The following is an 18,778-nucleotide window of genomic DNA, read 5'->3' as shown; positions in this document are numbered from 1 at the left end:
GCCGGCCGCCGCCCCTGCCGCCGCGCCGACCGGGCCGAGCATCAGCGCACCGACGGCGGCCCCCGCCACCGCCCCGACCAGCGCCGCGACCGAGGCGTGGCTCGTCCGGTCGGTCAGGCGTGCGGCGGGCGTTCCCATCGGCCGGTCAGCCTCCTCCGCCGGAAAGCACGCTCCGGATCAGCGCCGGGATCTGGGGCCTGAGCGCGGGATAGGCTTGGGCCGTCGCCGTGAAGGTCAGGGTCCAGGCTTCCTGGCCCTCCACGAAATAGGCCTGGCACTGCGCGATCTCCGCGCCCTCCTGCCGCCACGAATATTCCCGCACCGGGACGAGCGCCCGCCCGGTGTCGAAATGGCTCGCGCGGATCTCGGCATAGTCCTTGAGGCTGCGCTGCAGGACCTCGCCCTGGGCGGCGGCATAGCCCGCGGCCGAACTGCCGGCGGGCAGCTGCTCGTTGGTGACGGTCAGTGAAAAGCCCGGCGGCCCGGCGGACTTGTCCACCAGCGACAGCGCCAAGGTTCGTGTCCAGCCGTCGTCGATGTCGAATGCGAACCGGCTCCCGAAGCTGATCCGCATCGCCTCCCCCCGGCGCTTCCCCGGCACCTTCCGTGGCAGGATAGTGGCGGAGAACGGGCCCGGGCACAACAGCCGGCAGGCCCCGGGCGGGCGCGGAGCGGCGCCCCGCTGCCGAGGTCGCCGGCCGGCGGATCGCCGGCCGGCCCGCTCAGAAGCCCTCGACCGCCGGTGCCCAGTGCTCCACGGCCGGCGGGCTCGCGAAGCAATGCGCGACGAGGTTCCGCCATTCCTGGAAGTCCGGCGAGGCGCGGAACGCGACCGTGTGGTCTTCGAGCGTCTCCCATTCCACGAACAGCCGGTAGCGCGCCGGCGCCTCGACGCAGCGTCTCAGCGCCATCGACCGGCAGCCCTTGGCGCGCCTGAAGAGCGGCGCGGCCTTGGCGACGCCCGCCTCGAACTCCGCCTCCATGCCTTCCTTCACCGCGATCTCGGCCATTTCCAGGACCATGCATCCTCTCCCGCTTCAGTTTCGCTCCGCCGGCCCGGCCGGATCGCCGCGCCGCGCATGCGCTCGGTGGGCCGGCCGCGGTGTGGACGGGGGAAGCGCGGGACGCAAGAGGACGCGGACGATTTCCGCGCCCCAGCCGGCCGCCAGTCCGACCGCCGGATTGAAGACGAGGAGCCCGGCCGCGGCGAGCGCGATGGAGGGCCGGCAGGCTGGCCGCGCGTCGAGGAGCCGGCGCGACAGCGCCAGATCCGCGCCGGCTATGGCCAGCAGCGCGCCGACTGCCGCAAGCGGGATGGCGCGGAAGAGCGCGACCGCACTCTCCGCGAAGAGGCAGCCGACGAGGATCAGGAGGGCTCCGAAGAGGATCGGCGCGAGCCCGGTGCGGGCGCCGAAGCGATACTGGGCCTGCAGCCCGCCCGCGCCATGGCACATCGGCATCGCACCGAACGGCGCGAGCACGAGATTGGCGATGCCGGTCGAGAGCGCGAGGTTGCGCACGCTCGCCGACCGTGCCTCGGGAAAGAGATCGCGGGCGAGCGCCGCCGTCACGATGATCGCGTTGGTGAGCGTGAGCGGCAGCTGGGACACGAGCCCGCGCTCGACGGCGACCGCGAGATCGGACCAGTCCGGCAGGAGGAGCCGCGGCAGGGTGGGTTCCGCCGAGAGGGACGGAAGGGCCGTCCCGCCGCCGAGGGCCGCGAGCGCGAGCGCCGCCGCCACGGTGATCGGCGCCGCCGGCAGCCCCAGCCGCGGCAGTCCGAGAAGAAGCGCCAGCGCCGCCGCGCCGATCCAGGGCTCGTCCGCCATGAAGCCGGCGCCGAGCAGCACCATCGAAAGGCCGAGCCCGAGCTGGAGCCCGGTCGTGACGGATTGCGGGATGAGCCGCGCGATCCGGCCGATCGTTCCGGTCGCGCCGAGGAGAAGGAGCACGATGCCGAGCGCGAGCCCGGTCGCCGCCATTTCGCCGGCGTCGAGTTCGCCGGTGAGGAGGAGCGCCGAGACCGCCTTCATCGGCTGGACCGCCATCGGGATGCCGTAGAAGAGCCCGCTCGCGACCAGGAACAGGCCGAAGCCGAGGAAGACCCCGGCCGGGGCGAGCCCCGCCACCGCGATCGCGCCGACGACATGGGGCACGAAGGTGCCGAGATCCCCGAAGGCGCCGCCGAGATCGGAGAGGACGCGCGCCCGCGGCCGCGGCGGCGCCCTTTCGGCGCCGGCCGCGCCCGAACCGCCGGACGATTCCTCGAGGTTCACGTTCCGCAACTCCGCTTCGGCGGCCGCGCCGTCTCCGGACCGGCACCGGACGATACCACGACGCGCGCACCCATCCGCAGGTTTCATCGGGCCGCCGCGCAAGCGCCTGGCGCGCCGCGCCTCACATCCGGAAGATGCCGAACCGGGTCTCCGGCACGGGCGCCTCGAGACAGGCGGCGAAGGCGAGGCCGAGCGCGTCGCGCGTTTCCGACGGCAGCAGGATTCCGTCATCCCAGAGCCGCGCCGTCGCGTAATAGGGGCTCCCCTCCTCCTCGTAGCGCGCCTTGACCGGTGCCTTGAAGGCGTCCTCCTCCTCGGCGCTCCAGCTGCCGCCCTCCGCCTCGATATTGTCGCGCCTGACCGTCGCGAGCACGGAAGCCGCCTGCTCGCCGCCCATCACCGAGATGCGCGCGTTCGGCCAGGTGAACAGGAAGCGCGGCCCGAAGGCGCGTCCGCACATGCCGTAATTGCCGGCGCCGTAGGAGCCGCCGACGATGACCGTCACCTTGGGCACGTCCGCGCAGGCGACCGCCGTGACGAGCTTCGCGCCGTCCTTGGCGATCCCGCCCGCCTCGTACTGCCGGCCCACCATGAAGCCGGTGATGTTCTGCAGGAAGAGGAGCGGCACGCGGCGCCGGCAGCAGAGTTCGACGAAATGCGCCCCCTTCAGCGCCGATTCGGAGAAGAGGATGCCGTTATTGGCGAGAATGCCGATCTCGATGCCGCGGATGCGCGCGAAGCCCGTCACCAGGGTCGTGCCGTAGAGCGCCTTGAACTCGGCGAAATCGGAATCGTCGGCGAGGCGCGCGATGACGGAGCGGGCGTCGTACTGCCGGCGGAGGTCGACGGGCACCACCGTCTCGAGCTCGGCCGGGTCGTGCCGCGGCGGCCGCGCCTCCGCGAAGCGCGCGGCGCCCGGATCCGGCCTTTCCCCGAGATGCGCCGCGATCTGGCGCACCAGCGCGAGCGCGTGGCGGTCGTCGAGGGCGTAATGGTCGGCGACGCCGGAGCGGCGGGCATGCACCTCGGCGCCGCCGAGATCCTCCGCCGACACCGTCTCGCCGGTGGCGGCCTTCACGAGCGGCGGCCCGGCGAGGAAGATCGTCCCCTGCCCGCGCACGATCACCGTCTCGTCCGACATGGCCGGCACGTAGGCGCCGCCGGCCGTGCAGGATCCCATCACGCAGGCGATCTGCGGGATGCCCTCGGCCGACATGCGGGCCTGGTTGTAGAAGATCCGGCCGAAATGCTCGCGGTCCGGGAACACCTCCGTCTGGTGCGGCAGGTTCGCGCCGCCCGAATCGACGAGATAGATGCAGGGCAGCCGGTTCTCGCGCGCGATCTCCTGGGCGCGGAGATGCTTCTTCACGGTCATCGGGTAATAGGTGCCGCCCTTGATGGTGGCGTCGTTGCAGATCACCATCGCGAGCCGTCCGGCGACGCGGCCGATGCCGGTGATGAGGCCCGCGCCGCGGATCGCCTCGCCATACATGCCGTCCGCGGCGAGCGGCGAGAGCTCCAGGAACGGCGAGCCGGGATCGAGCAGCGTCGCGACCCGGTCGCGCGGCAGCAGCTTGCCGCGTCCGACATGCCGCTCGCGCGCCCGCGCCGGACCGCCCTCGGCCGCCTCCGCCCGCCTTCCGCGGAGCTCGGCGGCGAGCGCCATCCAGGCGGCCGCGTTCTCCGCCCCGGGTGCCGTCTCGAACTGGTCCGGCCTCAGAACCGTCACGCCACCTCCCGCATGCCGTGCCCCCGCGCCCTTGGCCCGAGTGATAGGCGCGGGCCGCCGCCGGCGCAAACGAAAGGCGGGGCGCACGCCCCCGCACGCCCCGCCTCCCGGAATTCAGGTCCTTACTGGACCGCGACTGCCGTGACGTCGCTGCCGCCGGCAATCAGCACGATCACCAGCACCAGGCCGGCGAGCAGACCGAATGTGAGAGCCGCCGTACGCCAACAGGACGGCTCGTTCGAATTCGGCATGGATACCTCCGTGCCCTGCGGATCGTGGCGCACGCCCCGATCACGCATGTTTACGAACTAGTAAGATTCGCCTCAACCCCGTCGGCGGGTGTTTTCCCGGTACCGTGGCTGGGCGGCTCGTGCGGACCGGACCTTCGGAGGCCGCGGGCCGCGGACCCGGCTGCAGATCGGCGCGACCGCGCCGTGCCGGGACAGGAATCACTCGGAGATCGCAAAGACCTCGCTACCCTCGTCGCCGCGCCCGACGGGCCTCCCCATCGGCAGTGCGGCTCGGCCGCCGGACCCTCCCGGCGGCGGCGACCAGATGGCTGCGGACGCGCGGATTTGCAAGCCCGGTGAAGCGGCAGAGCGTCGCAGGCGGCCAATTCCGGGCCCGCCCTTAACGAAATGGCAACCAAGGCCGGCGCTCCGCGGGCTCCGGAGGCGGCCGGCCGCCGGCCCGCTTGCCCTCTTGGGCCGCCTCCGGCAGCCTGCACGCCTCGCTTCGCTGGAGGGCCGGTGTTCACCATCCTGGACTGGATCTCGCTCGTCCTCTTCGTCGCGGGCTGGATTCTCTATTCCTTCCTGATCGAACGCAGCCACTGGCGTGCGCTCACCCTCACCGCGGCGATGAACCGCCAGCGCGTGGTCTGGATGGAGACGATGCTCGCGCGCGAGGTGCGCATCGTCGATACCAGCATCGTGGCCGGCCTGCAGAACGGAACGGCCTTCTTCGCCTCGACCTCGCTCCTCGCCATCGGCTCGGCCTTCGCCCTGATGAACGCCGCCGACCTCGGCATCGAGCTCGCGCGCCATCTTCCCGGCGCCTCGCAGGTGACGCGCGACCAGTGGGAGCTCAAGGCGCTCGGCCTGATGGGCATCTATGGCTACGCCTTCTTCAAGTTCGGCTGGTCGTACCGGCTCTTCAACTACGCCTCGATCCTGATGGGCGCGATGCCGCCGGCATCCGAGCGCGATACGGAAGACGCACGCATCGCGGCCCGCCGCGCCGGCGCGATGAACGCCGCCGCCGGGCGCCATTTCAACCGCGGGCTCCGCGCCTTCTTCTTCTCCGTCGGCTATCTCGGCTGGTTCGCCAGCGACTGGGCGTTCCTGGTGCTCACGCTCGTCGTGCTCGCCGTCCTCGTCCGCCGCCAGCTCGGCTCCGAGGCCGCCCGCATCGCCCGGCTCGGGGATTCAGGTCTCGATGCGTGACGCCGGGCCCGGCCGGCTGAGCTCGACCGGCGTCTTCATGATGATCTCGCGGTGCGGGAACGGAATGGCGATGCCCGCCGCCTTGAAGGCGTCCCAGCAGGCGAGGAGCACGGCGCCGCGCACGTTGGTCAGGCCGTTCTGCGGGTCGCAGATCCAGAACCTGAGGATGAAGTCGAGCGAGGATTCGCCGAAGGCGGTCAGGTGGCAGACCGGAACCGGCTGCGCCTCCACGCGCGGGACGCTTTTCGCGGCCTCGACCGCGAGCCGACGCACGGCATGCGGATCGCTGTCGTAGGCGACGCCGAAGCGCACGTCGACGCGGATCTTGGTGTCCGAGAACGACCAGCTCACCACGCGGTTGGTGATGAAGTCCTCGTTGGGAATGAGATATTCGACGCCGTCGCGCGTGACCACCGAGACGAAGCGCGCGCGCAGCGAGCGGATCCATCCGAACGTGTCCCCGAGCGAGATCGTGTCGCCCGGCTTGATCGACTTGTCGGCGAGAATGATGATGCCGCTCACGAAGTTCGACACGACCTGCTGCAGGCCGAACCCGATCCCGACCCCGAGCGCGCCGGAGAAGACGGTGAACGCGGTGAGGTCGATCCCGAGCGAGGCCACGGCGACGACGCCGGCGAGCACCACGATGCCGATCTTGAAGAGCTTGCCGAGCAGCACGCGCAGGCTCGGCGTCAGGTCGGTGGCGCGCCCGAGCCTGTTCTCCACGAGATTGCCGAGCCCGGTGGCGATCCAGAGCGCGAGCCCGATCACCAGCCCGCCCTTCAGGAGCAGGAGGAGCGAGATCCGCAGCGATCCGAAGGTGAGCGCCGCCGCATCGAGCCCGTCCGCGGCCTCGTCCGCCGCGCCGATCAGGTTGAGCGCGACGAAGGCCCAGGCGGCGTAGGCGGCGAGCCGGCCGAGCGTCCGGTTCCGGATCAGCCGCGAGAGCACCGAGATCGCGACCCAGGAGGCGACGAGCGCGGCCGCGAGTTCCAGGAGTGCGCTCCGCGTGTCGAGGGTCGCGGCCCGGATCACGAAGACGGCGAGCCATGCGAGGAGGGTGGCGAGGATCCAGCGCGTGCGCCTCAGGAGGAGCGCGAGGAAGCGCAGGAGCCGCGGCTGGCCCTGGATCGCCCGGACGCGCCCTTCGAGCCTTGCCTCGAGCCGCGGTCCCACGACGAGGCTTATGGCGAGGATGAGGCCGAGGATGGCGAGCTGGGCGAGCACCCACGGATCGAGCAGCCCTTCCAGCGTCCGCCTCAGCGCGTCCTCCGCGCGGCCTAGCAGAATGAAGGTCCTGATCCCGTCGACCGGTTCCGCCACGCGGGCTCGCTCCTGCCTCGATCATCCCGCAACGCACAGACGCCCCTTCCCGCTCCGTTCGCACGGCGAGCGGTGTCGGAAAGCGGTGTCGGAAAGCGGCAGGACATCGTCCGCCTTGGCGATCGCTCAGGGGCCGGGCAGCAGCCGGTCGGTCCGCCCGGTCGCCCGGTAGGCGGCGAGCCCGACCCATTCGCGGAACGCGATGTCGGTGCGCTGCAGGCCCTCGCCGATCCGGGCGAAGGGGCGGAAGACGTCGGACGGCCCGCCGGTGCGGTAGTCGACGGGATAGGCGACGACGGGAAAGCCGGCCGCGCGGAAGGCGCCGACCGCGCGCGGCATGTGATAGGCGGAGGTGACGAGCAGCCAGGTCTCGCCCGGCCGCGGCTCCGCAATTGCCCGGCTGTAGAGCGCGTTCTGCGCCGTGTTGCGCGAGCGGTTCTCGATCAGGATCGCCCTGTCCCCGAGGCCGAGCTCGTCCTTGCGCGCCGCCAGGAGATCCGCCTCAGGGACCGGCGCGCGGTCGATCAGCGCTCCCGATCCGCCGGAGAACACGATCTTCGCCTCCGGAAACCGGTGCGCGAGCGCGATGAGCGCCAGGATGCGGTCGCCGGCTTCGTTGAGCTCAAGCGTCCCGCCCCTCAGCCCGCCGACGACATCGGTGATGGCGCCGCCGAGAACGACGATCCCGTCCGGGCTCTCGGCAAGCTGCGGCTGCGGGAAGCGCTCCTCGAGCGGCAGGATGAGGAGATTGCCGACGGGACCGAGGCCGCAGGCGAAGAGGGCCGCCGTGCCGGCCAGGGCGAGGCCGAGGCCCGCGCGCCGCCTGCCGAGAAAGCAAAGCAGGAGGCCGAGCGCGATGGCGATTGCGATCGCGTTCGACGGCATCAGGAAGAAGCCGGCGACCTTCGAGAGCAGGTAGAACACGGGTGCCCGGGCCTGCGGACGGTCAGGCGTTCCAGTCGGGCTCGGCGCCGCCGAGGCGGACCATTCGTCCGTCCGGTCGCGCCAGCCCCGAGATCCTGGCCATCTCCGCCGGCGTGAGCGCGAAATCGAACACGGCGAAGTTCTCCGCCAGCCGCGCCGGCTTGGAGGAGCGCGGAATCGCGGCGTTCATCGGCTGCTGCAGGTGCCAGCGCAGGATCACCTGGGCCGGTGTCCTCTCCTTCGCGGCCGCGATCTCCCCGATCACCGGGTCGGAGACGAGCGTGCCCTTGCCGAGCGGCGAGTAGGAGACGAGCGCCATGCCGGCCGCGCGGCACGCCTCCAGGAGGCGCGTCTGGTCGAGCAGCGGGTGATGCTCGACCTGGTTGCAGACGAGCGGTTCGGTCGCGGCCGCGAGCGCCTGCCGCAGCATGCCCGGCGGGAAGTTCGCGACGCCGACATGGCGGGCATAGCCGCGGCGCTTGGCATCGCAGAGCGCGCCGACCTGCTCGGCGATCGATACCTCCCGGTTCGGCCAGTGGATGAGGAGGAGGTCGATCCGGTCGAGCCCCAGGCGCCCAAGGCTCGCCTCCGCGGAGCGCTGCAGCGCGCCCTCGGCCGCGTCCGTCGGCCACACCTTGGTGGTCACGAAGACCTCCTCGCGCGGAACGGAATGGCCGCGGATGCCCTCCCCCACCGCCGCCTCGTTGTCGTACATCGTCGCCGTGTCGATGTGGCGGTAGCCGATGTCGAGCGCCGCGGCGACGCAGCGCGTCGCCACTTCGCCGCGAAGCTGCCACGTCCCGAGCCCGATGACGGGGATCTCGGCGCCGTTGGCGGAAACGGTGTCGGTCATGTTCTCTCCTCGGTGCAAACCGGTCAGACGTCTGGCAAGCCGCGCGCCGCGCCGTCGAGGGCGAGCCTCAACGGCGAGCGCCGCGCCACCTTCCGGAAACCCGCCGCGCGGAAAGTGGATGCGATGCCGACATGGTCTTCGCCGGAGGCGGGCCGCGTTCCGGGCCGAAGAGACCGGCCCGGCGGTCCGGCGTCGGCGGATGGCAGCCTGCCGCTGCCACTCAGGTGAGCGGCGTCGTCAGCACCGCGGCGGCCGCCGGGCGCGAGACGATGTCGTTGTACCAGCGTTCGAGGTTCGGGCGCGGGGCGCGCTCGGCAGGAAGGTTCAGCCAGCGATGGGCGATGCAGCCGGCCGGGATGTCGCCCATCGTGAAGCGGTTTCCGCCGACATAGGCGTTCCTGCCCAGATGCTCGTCGAGGATCGCGGCGAAGGGCTCGCCCTTCTTCATCGCCGCCGCGATCGCCGCCTCGTCCCGCTTCTCGGCGGGCGTTCGGACCAGTCCCATGAAGGCCGCGACGAAGGCGGGCGTGAACGCCGTGGCCTGCCAGTCCATCCAGCGGTCGGCGAGCGCGCGCTCGCGCGGGTCTTCCGGCCACAGGTGGCCGGCGCTGTGACGCGCCGCGAGATAGCGCACGATCGCGTTCGATTCCCAGAGCGTCCAGCCGTCCTCCTCCTCGAGGAGCGGCACCAGCCCGTTCGGGTTCTTCGCCATGTATTCCGGCGTGTTGTTGATGCCGAAGGCGAGCCCGGCGTCGATCCGCTCGAACGGCATGCCGACCTCGCCGGCGCACCAGACGACCTTCTGCACGTTGATGGAGCTGAGCCGCCCCCAGATCTTCGTCATGTTCGAGCATTCCCTCCGTTGATGGTCAGCGCTTGGTCTCCGCCTCGTAGCGGGCCTTGTTCTCGGCATTGGGCGGGTAGAGGCCGGGCAGCGACGCGCCGTTTTCGACCTCCTTCATGATCCAGGCCTCGAGCCGCTCCTGCTCGGGGCCGGCCTTGGCGACCTCGTCCACGAGCGCGGCCGGGACGACCACCGCGCCGTCGTCGTCGGCCACGATCACGTCGTCGGGGAAGACAGCCACCCCGCCGCAGCCGATCGCCTCCTGCCAGCCGACGAAGGTGAGGCCGGCGACCGAGGGCGGCGCCGCCTTGCCGGCGCACCAGACCGGCAGCCCGGTCGCGATCACGCCCGCCATGTCGCGCATCACGCCGTCGGTGACGAGCGCGGCCGCGCCGCGCTTCATCATGCGCGCGCAGAGAATGTCGCCGAAGACGCCGGCATCCGTCACGCCGTTGCCGTCGATCACCGCGACCGCGCCTTCCGGCATCGCCTCGATCGCGGCGCGCGTGGAGATCGGCTTCGACCAGGAGTCCGGCGTCGCGAGGTCCTCCCGCGTCGGCACGAAGCGGAACGTGAAGGCCGGGCCGACGATCCGCTTGCCCTCCGCGTTCCGGTTGGGCATCGGCCCCTTCATCCAGGTCCGCCTGATCCCCTTCTTCAGGAGGATGGTGGTGATCGATCCGGTCGAGGTCTGTTCGAGGGCGGCTCGGATTTCGGCGGTCAGGGGCATGGCGCTCGCTTGGATCGGATTGCGGGGCGGGACCGGCGGCGGGCGCCGGACGGGCGGTTTCTTACCATCGAATCCCGGCCTCGGCCAAAGCGCTTTCCGGGACTTCGCGCGTTGTTGAAGCGCTCAGCCCCGGCGGATCCGGCGGACCGGCTGGCACCGGCTAGCGGACAAGCCGGACGTCGAGGTCGAGCGCCAGCCTCGCCCAGCTTCTGTCGGCCGTGTAGACGGGGAGCCGCTCGCGTTCGGCGAGGGCCAGGCAGCAGCGGTCCCCGAGCGAGAGCCCGTGCGGCTTTCCCGCGAGCCACAGCGTCCCGGCCCTCCTCGCCAGGCGGCGGTCGAGATCGACGAGCCGGTACGGCAGGCCGGACACGATTTCCAGCGCCTCGGCAGGCGGGCTTCCCCTCTGCACGAGCACGCCGATGACCTCCGCTTCGTTCACCACGCAGACGAGCGACTCGGCCAGGAGCTCGGCAATCGGTTCGGCGCCCGCTTCAGAACGAAGCAGGGCGAGCACGGCGGACGCATCAAGAACCGCGCCGGCCATCGCCGGACTTGTCCGCGACTTCGCGTCGGCGGTTCTCGAGAAGGATGTCGACGAGGCTGTCGTCGCCCGGGATCAGGTCGCGTACCGCGCGCTGGGCGCGACGGACCGCCATCGCGGGCGAGATCAGCCGCAGCTCGCCGTCGACCACGCGGGCGATCAGGGTGTCGCCTTCGCCGATCCCCATCGCCGCCCGGAACGCAACCGGGATCACGATCCGCCCGCTCGGTCCGACCCGGACGTCCAGCCGCTCGGGCACCTCCTGCCCGGCCCGATCCGCACCTGTTCCCTCGGGGCGCGGCCGGACATCTGCGACGAGGACGTTGCGAACATGCTGGTAGCGCTTGCCCAGGAACCTGGCGATCTCGCTGCGGGTGAAGCCGGCTGCATCGAGCTTCCGGATCCTTTCGGAGACGGTGCGCAGGTCGCGCGTGAGATCCGCCATCCTCGCTTCCCGTGACATTTCCGGCCTCCGTCCGACCGCGCGAATGCGCGCATTGGGCCGACCGCGCGCCGCGCGAATGCGCGCATCGGCCCGACCCCGCGCGGATGCGCGCATCGGGACAAGAGATGTCGCGTGGCCGGAACGATGTCAATGTAACTACAAAAGTGACGTGACGACCGGTTACCCCGACTTCTGGAAGATCTCGCGCCCGATCAGCATCCGCCGGATCTCGCTCGTGCCGGCGCCGATCTCGTAGAGCTTGGCGTCGCGCAGGATGCGCCCGGTCGCGTTCTCGATCACGTAGCCGTTGCCGCCAAGGCACTGGATGGCGTCGAGCGCGACGGCGGTCGCCTTCTCCGCCGCGAAGAGGATCGCGCCGGCGGCATCCTCGCGGGTCGTCTCGCCGCGGTCGCAGGCCTGCGCGACGGCGTAGACGTAGGCGCGCGCCGCGTTGAGGCCGACATACATGTCCGCGAGCTTCGCCTGCATGAGCTGGAACGAGCCGATCGGCCGGCCGAACTGGTGGCGTTCGTGGAGATAGGGCACGACCAGGTCGAGCGCCGCCTGCATGAGGCCGAGCGGGCCCGCGGCGAGCACGGCGCGCTCGTAGTCGAGGCCGGACATCAGGATGCGGACGCCCTCGCCCTCCGCGCCGAGCACGTTCTCCGCCGGCACCTCGCAATCGCTGAACACCAGTTCGCCGGTCTCCGAGCCGCGCATGCCGAGCTTGTCCAGCTTCTGGGCGACCGAGAAGCCGGCAAACGCCTTCTCCACGATGAAGGCCGTGATGCCCTTCGCACCCGCCGCCGGATCGGTCTTGGCATAGACCACCAGCGTGTCGGCCTGCGGCCCGTTGGTGATCCAGAACTTCGAGCCGTTGAGCACGTAGCGGCTGCCCCGCCGCTCGGCGCGGAGCTTCATGGAGACGACGTCCGATCCCGCGCCCGTCTCCGACATTGCGAGCGCGCCGAGATGCTCGCCGGAGACGAGCTTCGGCAAATAGCGCGCCTTCTGTTCGGCACTTCCCCAGCGCCGGATCTGGTTCACGCAGAGATTGGAATGGGCGCCGTAGGAGAGCCCGACCGAGCCCGAAGCGCGCGAGACCTCCTCCATCGCGATGCAATGCTCGAGATAGCCGAGGCCGGCGCCGCCCCATTCCGGCTCGACCGTGATGCCATGGAGGCCGAGCGCCCCCATCTCGGGCCAGAGCGCGCGCGGGAACCAGTCCTCGCGGTCGACGCGGTCGGCGATGGGCGCGATCCGCCCGGCGGCGAAGGCGCGCACGCTCTCGCGCAGCATGTCGGCGGTCTCGCCGAGCCCGAAGTTGAATTCGCGCGGCATGTTGGGAAGCATCTCGTCCTCGGATTCGCGGGACCCGCCGGCGGGCGGGCGCTAGACTCCACCAGCGACGGAACGACGGCAAGGGGAGGACGGAAGAACATGGAACCGGACATCGCGGAGAGCCCGAACCGGGTGCCGTGGCCGCCGATCGTGCTGTTCGGCGCGCTCGGCCTCGGCTTCGCCCTCGGCGCGGTCGTGCCGCTCCCGTGGCTGGAGGGCCGCGCGCGCGACATCGCCTTCGGGGCCGGGCTCCTGATGGTCACCGCCGCCCTCGTGATCGACATGCGGGTGACCCGCATCTTCCGCCGGCACGGCACCACGCTCCTCCCCCACCGGGGCGCCGACGCGCTCGCCACCGACGGTCCGTTCGCCTGGTCGCGCAACCCGATCTATCTCGGCAACCTCGTCCTCATCGCCGGCGTCGGCCTCGCGGCCGGCGAGCTCTGGCACCTCGTCCTCGTCCCGGTCGCCGCGCTGCTCCTGGAGCGGCTCGCCATCGTGCGCGAGGAGGCCCATCTCGAGGCGAAGTTCGGGCAGGCCTGGCGCGATTACGCCCGCCGCGTCCGGCGCTGGATCTGACCGGCCGGGCCCCCGCTCGCCCCCGTCGGGAGCGGCGCTATTCCTCCGGCTCGGTGGTGAACTGGAGCGGATAGCCCTGGGCGCGCCCGGCGTCGGAGGCGCGCGTCGCCTTGGTCTCCGCCACGTCGCGCGTATAGACCGCGACGACGCAGACCCCCTTGCGGTGGGCGGTGATCATGACGCGGTAGGCCTCGTCCTCGTTGATGCGGAATTCCGCCTTCAGCACGCGCACGACGAATTCGCGCGGCGTGTAGTCGTCATTGACGAGGATCACCTTGTGCAGGCGCGGCCGCTCGACCTTCGGGCGGGCCTTGGTGCGGGGTGTCAGGACGGTGTCGCTCATCGGAGGGCTCCTTCCGACGATGGCGTCTCGGCGGCCGGGCCGCCCGCGGGCTGCGCGGCCGCTGCTCCTCCAGTCCATGCGGCCGGCGGAGCGAAAATGCAAGCGAGCCGACCGCTTGTCCTGCCTGGCGGGGCGGCGGGAGGCGGCAGGCTGCGGGAAGCCGGGCCGTTCCCGGTCCGGTTTCCGTGGCGTCGCGGTGGAAGGCCGCTCAGTCGGCCGCGGCCGCGCGCGCCTCTTCGAGCCAGCCGTCGACCGTCTCGCGGTGCGCGGCGATCCAGTCGGAGGCCTGGCCCGCGATGTCCTTCGCGCTGTCGGCGCCCTCGTTCATCTTCGCGTTCTGGGCGAAGATGTCGTCGAGCGGGATCGAGGCGAGTTCCAGGAGCCGCTTCGCCGCCGGGTTCTCCTCCAGGAACGCGGAATTCGCCACCGGCACGATGTCGTTCGCCGGGAAGCCGAGCTGGCACGGATCGGCGACGCAGCCGGCGACCCCGTTCACCGTCGCGGCATCGGCGAGGTCCTTCTGGTCCTCCGGGAGGTCCACCTTCGGGACCTCGATCCACATCACGTCCTCGCCCGGCTTCAGCGCGTTCACGGTCCAGTTCGGGGTCCAGGTATAGAAGAGGATCGGTTCGCCATTCTCGTGCGCCGCGACGGCGTCGGCCATCGAGGCCGAGTAGCTCGCCTTGATCGGGTTCACGTGGTCGCGCAGCCCGTAGGCATCGAGATGGTGCTCGATCACCATCTCGCAGCCCCAGCCCGGCGGGCAGGCGACGAGATCGGCCTTGCCGTCGCCGTCGCGGTCGAAGGCCTTCTGCACCTCCGGCTTCTTGAAGTCGTCGAGCGTCGTGATGCCGTATTTCTCCTGCGACGCCTTGTCGACGAGATAGCCCTGCAGCGCGCCGCCCTTCGCGACGGCGCCGACGATCTCCGCCCCGTCCTTGAACGTGCTCTCGTAGGTGTTGTGGAGCGGGAACCAGCCGTTCACCCAGAAATCGACGTCGCCCTGGGCGACCGCCTGGTAGAAGGGCGGGTTGTCGAGCGTGGTCGGGCCTTCGACGGTGTAGCCGAGCTCTTCCATCATCTGCTTGTAGATCTCGGCCGTGAACCAGCCGGTGTCCCAGGTCGCCCGGGCCATGCTGATGGTGGTGCCGGAGCCGGGCTGGTCCTGCGCGTCCGCGCCGGTCGCGGCGCCGAGGCCGAGAAGAAGTGCGGCGGCGAGCGCGGGCGCGGTTCTCTTCAGGGTGGGCATGGTGTCGCGATTCCTTTCGCTGCTTGGGTTGGCGGAATGCGGGCGCGGTGCGCCCGCGGAAACGGGCGGCGGCGGTGCCGGCCGCCGCGCGGAAGGCCCAGTACGGAAGGCCCGGTACGGAACCCCTAGTGCGGAAGGCTCAGTTCGCCTTCCTCGGTTCGCCGACCGGGGCTCCCCGCGGCCGGAAGAAGCCGGCGAGCGTGCCGGCGAGCGAGGTGGTCGCGACGGACCGCCGCTCGCCGAGCCCCTGCGTGATCCGGTCGAGAATGATCGCGAGCAGCACGATCCCGATCCCGCCGGCCGTGGCGCCGCCCACATCGAGCCGTCCGAGGCCCGTATAGACGGTGAGGCCGAGGCCGCCGGCGCCGATCAGGGCGGCGATGACGACCATGGAGAGCGACAGCATCAGCGACTGGTTGAGGCCGGCCATGATGGTCCTGAGCGCCATCGGGAACTGCACGTCCCGCAGCATCTGCCAGGGCGTCGAGCCGAACGCCTCGGCCGCCTCGATCAGGTCGGCGCGGACGTTGCGGATGCCGAGATTGGTGAGGCGGATGATCGGCGGCAGCGCGAAGATCGTCGTCGCGATGATCCCGGGCACCATGCCGACGCCGAAGAGCATGACGATCGGCACCAGGTACACGAAGGAAGGGATCGTCTGCATGATGTCGAGGATCGGCCGCACGACGGTCCAGAGCCGGTCGCTCCGCGCGGCGAGGATGCCGACGGGGATGCCGATCGCGGTGCAGAAGAACACCGACGTGACGATCATCGAGAGCGTCGTCATCGTCTCCGGCCAGAGCCCGATCAGGTCGATGAAGACGAGCGCGACGAGCGTGAAGATCGCCACGCCGCGCCCGGCGGTCCGGTCGGCGACCAGGCCGAGAACCGCCGTGAAGACGAGCATCGGGACGAAGTTGAAGAAGGCGTCGAGCCAGCCGAGCACGGCCGAGACGGGAAGCTGCATCGCCCGGAAGAACGGTCGGAAGTTCGGCACGAGCCATTCGCGCACCACGACGTTGATCCAGTCGTCGAGCGGGATGGCGGCAATGTCGGACGGGCTGATCAAATCTTCTCCTCGAACGGCTTTTCGGTGCGGACTGGCGCGTCGGCGAACCGGCGCGCGGCTCCGTCTGGAGCCTATCTGCGGCCTTCCTCGGCCGGCTTCTCCTCGCCGGAGAGCTGGGCGAACACGGCTTCCGGCTCCACGATTCCGACGAGGCGGTTCTCCCCGTCGGTCACCGCGATCGGCAGACCCGCGCTCGCCGCGCCGTAGATCTGGTTGAGCTGCGCGTCGCCTTCGACGGCCGGGAAGTCCGTGATGAGCACGTCGGACACGCTGGTATCGCTGTCGCGGGCGGCCGCCGCGAGATTCTGGTAGGTCACCACCCCGGCGATCCGGTCCCCGTCGAGAACGTAGAGCGCGTTGCGGTTCTGCTCCTCCATGCTCTGGAGGGCGGCCTCCGCGCTCGCGCCGCCGAGCTGGATCGCGGCCGGCTCGGCGGCGACGTGCTCGGCGGTGAAGACGCGGCCGCGGTCGATGTCGGCGACGAAGGCGCTGACGTAATCGTCGGCGGGCGCGGACACGATTTCCTGGGCCGTGCCGACCTGCACGAAGCGGCCGTCCTTCATGATGGCGATCTCGTCGCCGAGAAGGAGCGCCTCGTTGAGGTCGTGGGTGATGAAGATGATGGTCTTCTTCAGCGTCTTCTGGAGGCGCAGAAGCTCGTCCTGCATCTCGCGGCGGATGAGCGGGTCGAGCGCGCCGAACGGCTCGTCCATGAGCAGGATCTGCGGATCGGTGGCGAGCGCCCGGGCGAGCCCCACCCGCTGCTGCATGCCGCCCGAGAGATCCTGCGGATGGCTGTCGGCATAGGCGGCGAGGCCGACCTGACCGAGCGCCTCGACGGCCTTCTCGCGCCGCTCCGCGGGGCCCACGCCTTTGATCTTGAGGCCGTAGGCGGCGTTCTCCGCCACGCTCATGTGCGGAAACAGGGCGAAGTGCTGGAACACCATGGCGATCTTGTCGCGCCGGACGGCGCGCAGCCGCTCGGCGCCGCATTTCGCGACGTCCTCCCCGTCGATCAGGATCTCGCCGGAGGTGGGCGCAATGAGCCCGTTCAGCATGCGGACGAGGGTGGACTTGCCGGATCCCGACAGTCCCATCACCACGAAAATGTGCCCTTCCGGGACGTCGAAGCTCACGTCCTGTACGCCGACCGTCTGACCGGTTTCGGCAAAGATTTCCGTCTTGCTCTCGCCTCTGCCCAACCGCTCAAGGGCGTCCTGCGGAGCGTCTCCGAAGACCTTGAAGATGTGTCGTGCGCGTAACTTGGCCTGCATCACGTCTCGTGTGCTGTCGGTCTCGGGCCATGTAAGTAGATCTCTTCTTGGTACATGGCCGATGAAGACGACATGCGGATCATGGAAGGACAACTGCCCTCCAGACCCGACCGCCGCCGAAATTCCTGTGGATGAGCCGTAACATAAAGTGGCAGATCGGTGGCGTCAACCGCTCCGGACGCATCTTCTGCCCGCAGCTGTTGCGGGACGGGGCCTCCGGCGCAGGCCCCGGCGGCTCGGATCGACTGCGCTCACGACGCAATAAGCCTTTGAATATCCTGTTTTTCTATAGGCCCCCGCCGGCCGTGCCGTGGCGGGCCGAGGCCTGCACCTCCGGCCGGCCCCTCGCCGGCCCTCCGTACAGTTTGCACGTCCGCACCTGTGGGGATCGCCTTCCCGCGGCCACAATTGGATTGCCGACTTCTGAACCACTATGGAACAATGCGGCCCGGGAGCCGCCGACGTGAGGCAGGTGCGCCGGGAGAGCGAAGACGCCGAAGGCGCTGCCGGCGGGAGAGGCGAATGACACGGGCGCTCCGGCAGGGCATCGAGTCCCTTGAGCTGACGACGAAATCGACGCTGGCGGTGCTCGCGCTCGCCTCCGGCGTGTACACCTATCTCGGTGTCCGGGAACTCCTCGACGGCGATCCGACGCTGACCTTCTTCGGCGCGATCATCTATTCCTCGGCGGTGTCGGTCGGCATCTACGCCTTCTGGACCTTCCTGATGCGCTTCCTGCCGCTCGTGCGCGACAGGGGCGCGCGCCGGGGCCTGGTCGGGGCGATGCTGCTCGGCGCCGTCATGATCATGGCGATGTCGTCCTGGCTGAACGCCGCGGCGCTCGCGGGATCGGCCGCGCTCGAGCAGCATCTCGCGAACAAGCTCGAGGATTACGTCCAGGATCTCGACGCCGCGCACAACAACGCGCTCGCCTCGCAGTCCCTGCTGCCGGACATCCAGCTCGCCGCCGATCGTTTCGCCCGCCTCGCGGAGGACGAGCGCGCGTCGGGCGCCCTCACCGGCACGTCGGGTTCGGGCACCGTCGTCCAGCTCCTCCAGCAGACGAGCCGGGACCTGCGGACGCTCGGGGACGAGGTCGCCGCCTCGCGGGAGCGCGTGAAGGCGCTGTTCGAGGAGGGCGGCGAGCACCTGGCGCGCATGCGGAGCCTCGTCTCGGCCCGCGGCCCGATCGCACCCCGCGCCGACAGCTTCGCGGAGGAGGCGGTGGGGCTCGCGGGCGTGATCGCGAGCCTCCAGCAGACCTCCGTGGCGCCCGCGGTCAAGCGCGCCGCCGAGGATCTCTCGGGCAGCTTCATCGCGCCGATCGCGGACGGCCTGACCCCCGACCTGCGCGACCGCCAGACCGAGGTGGTCGGCAATGTCACCGGCGCGGTCGAGGCGCAGTCGAAGGCGCTGGCGGCGGCCGCCGACGAGATCCTCGGCCGGGCCGCCATCGTCCCCGAGCGCTTCGTGCCGCTTTCGGCGCCCGAGGCGGTGCTGCGCTATGCGCGCGATTTCCTGCCCTCCTGGGCGGGCGCGATCTCGATCGATCTCCTGCCGGCCGTGCTCGTCCTGATCCTCGTCGTCGTGCATGGCGCCATCCGCCGGGAGGAGCAGCCGGAAGGCACCGAGACCGTGATGACCGCGGCCGACATGATGGCCGCGCTCCGCCTCTACGAGCGCATGCGGCGCGAGGACATCGCCATCAACCGGCTCGGCGCCGACCAGCTCGGCGCCGAGGCGCCTGCGGCCGCGCAGACGCCGCCGCCCCCGGCGCCGCCTCCCGGCGAGGTCGCCCGGCCGCCGGTCGAGG

General features: G+C 70.8%; 20 protein-coding genes. 3 read left to right on the top strand and 17 right to left on the bottom strand.

The genetic code is table 11. The features are described 5' to 3' along the window. Window positions 1-145 precede the first annotated feature (145 nt). The 5 genes from E4O86_RS17595 to E4O86_RS23835 form a co-directional block, all read right to left on the bottom strand. A complete protein-coding gene (locus tag E4O86_RS17595; protein WP_161141862.1) occupies window positions 146-574 on the bottom strand; it encodes a DcrB-related protein in 429 nt (142 codons plus the stop codon). Between the two features lie 148 nt (window positions 575-722). Next, window positions 723-1,022 (bottom strand): antibiotic biosynthesis monooxygenase family protein, encoded by a 300-nt coding sequence (locus E4O86_RS17590; RefSeq protein ID WP_161141861.1) that lies wholly within the window; start codon window positions 1,020-1,022, stop codon window positions 723-725. A gap of 15 nt (window positions 1,023-1,037) precedes the next feature. Then, window positions 1,038-2,276 (bottom strand): molybdate transporter family protein, encoded by a 1,239-nt coding sequence (locus E4O86_RS17585; RefSeq protein ID WP_205520948.1) that lies wholly within the window; start codon window positions 2,274-2,276, stop codon window positions 1,038-1,040. 121 nt (window positions 2,277-2,397) lie between these two features. Next, the gene (locus tag E4O86_RS17580; RefSeq protein ID WP_161141864.1) at window positions 2,398-3,942 is read right to left on the bottom strand and encodes a carboxyl transferase domain-containing protein; all 1,545 of its coding nucleotides are present in this window, start codon (window positions 3,940-3,942) and stop codon (window positions 2,398-2,400) included. Window positions 3,943-4,127: 185 nt separating this feature from the next. Beyond that, the gene (locus E4O86_RS23835) at window positions 4,128-4,256 is read right to left on the bottom strand and encodes a hypothetical protein (RefSeq protein ID WP_281351629.1); all 129 of its coding nucleotides are present in this window, start codon (window positions 4,254-4,256) and stop codon (window positions 4,128-4,130) included. A 498-nt stretch (window positions 4,257-4,754) separates the two neighbouring features. Between E4O86_RS23835 and E4O86_RS17575 the strand changes: the two genes are divergently transcribed. Next, on the top strand, window positions 4,755-5,450 hold the full coding sequence (locus tag E4O86_RS17575) for a DUF599 domain-containing protein (protein ID WP_343039186.1): 696 nt from the start codon (window positions 4,755-4,757) through the stop codon (window positions 5,448-5,450). On the opposite strand, the gene E4O86_RS17570 is transcribed toward E4O86_RS17575, so the two are convergent. The 8 genes from E4O86_RS17570 to E4O86_RS17535 form a co-directional block, all read right to left on the bottom strand. Further along, window positions 5,433-6,773: a mechanosensitive ion channel family protein gene (locus E4O86_RS17570; protein WP_343039185.1), complete on the bottom strand. Its 1,341-nt coding sequence runs from the start codon at window positions 6,771-6,773 to the stop codon at window positions 5,433-5,435. The genes E4O86_RS17575 and E4O86_RS17570 overlap by 18 nt on opposite strands. A 126-nt stretch (window positions 6,774-6,899) precedes the next feature. Further along, complete coding sequence (locus E4O86_RS17565) at window positions 6,900-7,697, bottom strand: ElyC/SanA/YdcF family protein (RefSeq protein WP_161141858.1); 798 nt, start codon at window positions 7,695-7,697, stop codon at window positions 6,900-6,902. Window positions 7,698-7,719: 22 nt separating this feature from the next. Further along, the gene (locus E4O86_RS17560; protein WP_161141857.1) at window positions 7,720-8,550 is read right to left on the bottom strand and encodes an aldo/keto reductase; all 831 of its coding nucleotides are present in this window, start codon (window positions 8,548-8,550) and stop codon (window positions 7,720-7,722) included. 220 nt (window positions 8,551-8,770) lie between these two features. Next, the gene (locus tag E4O86_RS17555; RefSeq protein WP_161141856.1) at window positions 8,771-9,394 is read right to left on the bottom strand and encodes a glutathione S-transferase family protein; all 624 of its coding nucleotides are present in this window, start codon (window positions 9,392-9,394) and stop codon (window positions 8,771-8,773) included. 25 nt (window positions 9,395-9,419) lie between these two features. Beyond that, complete coding sequence (locus E4O86_RS17550; RefSeq protein ID WP_161141855.1) at window positions 9,420-10,124, bottom strand: ribonuclease activity regulator RraA; 705 nt, start codon at window positions 10,122-10,124, stop codon at window positions 9,420-9,422. Between the two features lie 160 nt (window positions 10,125-10,284). Further along, window positions 10,285-10,668: a type II toxin-antitoxin system VapC family toxin gene (locus E4O86_RS17545; RefSeq protein ID WP_161141854.1), complete on the bottom strand. Its 384-nt coding sequence runs from the start codon at window positions 10,666-10,668 to the stop codon at window positions 10,285-10,287. Then, window positions 10,649-11,110, bottom strand: a complete 462-nt coding sequence (locus E4O86_RS17540; RefSeq protein WP_161141853.1) for an AbrB/MazE/SpoVT family DNA-binding domain-containing protein — start codon at window positions 11,108-11,110, stop codon at window positions 10,649-10,651. Before E4O86_RS17540 ends, E4O86_RS17545 begins: the two co-directional genes overlap by 20 nt. Window positions 11,111-11,290: 180 nt before the next feature. Next, the gene (locus E4O86_RS17535; protein WP_161141852.1) at window positions 11,291-12,463 is read right to left on the bottom strand and encodes an isovaleryl-CoA dehydrogenase; all 1,173 of its coding nucleotides are present in this window, start codon (window positions 12,461-12,463) and stop codon (window positions 11,291-11,293) included. 87 nt (window positions 12,464-12,550) lie between these two features. On the opposite strand from E4O86_RS17535, the gene E4O86_RS17530 reads away from it, so the two are divergent. Then, window positions 12,551-13,030, top strand: coding sequence for a methyltransferase family protein (locus tag E4O86_RS17530; protein WP_161141851.1), 480 nt, complete (start codon window positions 12,551-12,553; stop codon window positions 13,028-13,030). Between the two features lie 37 nt (window positions 13,031-13,067). On the opposite strand, the gene clpS is transcribed toward E4O86_RS17530, so the two are convergent. The 4 genes from clpS to E4O86_RS17510 form a co-directional block, all read right to left on the bottom strand. Next, window positions 13,068-13,373 (bottom strand): ATP-dependent Clp protease adapter ClpS, encoded by a 306-nt coding sequence (clpS, locus tag E4O86_RS17525; RefSeq protein WP_161141850.1) that lies wholly within the window; start codon window positions 13,371-13,373, stop codon window positions 13,068-13,070. Between the two features lie 208 nt (window positions 13,374-13,581). Beyond that, a complete protein-coding gene (gene proX / locus E4O86_RS17520) occupies window positions 13,582-14,622 on the bottom strand; it encodes a glycine betaine/L-proline ABC transporter substrate-binding protein ProX (protein WP_161141849.1) in 1,041 nt (346 codons plus the stop codon). Window positions 14,623-14,761: 139 nt separating this feature from the next. After that, entirely contained in the window at window positions 14,762-15,691 is a 930-nt protein-coding gene (locus tag E4O86_RS17515) for an ABC transporter permease (protein ID WP_161141848.1), read from the bottom strand. A gap of 71 nt (window positions 15,692-15,762) precedes the next feature. After that, complete coding sequence (locus tag E4O86_RS17510; RefSeq protein ID WP_161141847.1) at window positions 15,763-16,965, bottom strand: quaternary amine ABC transporter ATP-binding protein; 1,203 nt, start codon at window positions 16,963-16,965, stop codon at window positions 15,763-15,765. Window positions 16,966-17,487: 522 nt separating this feature from the next. Here E4O86_RS17510 and E4O86_RS17505 point away from each other — a divergent pair. Continuing rightward, the coding region (locus E4O86_RS17505; RefSeq protein ID WP_161141846.1) for a hypothetical protein at window positions 17,488-18,778 on the top strand (1,291 nt) is incomplete at its 3' end.

This window comes from Propylenella binzhouense (assembly GCF_009866965.1).
Lineage (GTDB): Bacteria > Pseudomonadota > Alphaproteobacteria > Rhizobiales > Afifellaceae > Propylenella > Propylenella binzhouense.
This window is presented reverse-complemented; position numbering and strand designations above follow the sequence as displayed.